Source organism: Stenotrophomonas sp. SrG (assembly GCF_050031795.1).
Lineage (GTDB): Bacteria > Pseudomonadota > Gammaproteobacteria > Xanthomonadales > Xanthomonadaceae > Stenotrophomonas > Stenotrophomonas rhizophila_A.
Window position 1 is genome coordinate 1 of the sequence record NZ_JBNBBE010001883.1, and the last position, 229, is coordinate 229.

1 protein-coding gene is annotated in these 229 nt (G+C 67.2%); it reads right to left on the bottom strand.

What is annotated here, in order from left to right:
* The coding region (locus ACQG3P_RS25725) for a DUF6538 domain-containing protein (protein ID WP_426806626.1) at positions 1 to 229 on the bottom strand (229 nt) is incomplete at both ends.

Below are 229 nucleotides of genomic sequence, written 5' to 3' on the forward strand. Positions count from 1 at the left end.
CCCCCGCCAATCAATCGCTCGGCGAGCGCGTCCAGATCCTTTGTGCTAATCCGTGCCACCCGTCGCGCCCGCAACACGTCGTACGCGGGTGCATAGCATGATGCCCAGCCGATCGCGCGCAGTCTGGCGGAGGCCATGTTCGCGGTCCGGAGCGGTTGCGTGATGTGCTTGCGGCCGTTGACGGCGTGCACGTCGTTCGGCGCGCGCTGTCGAAACGCGTAAGTGCCGG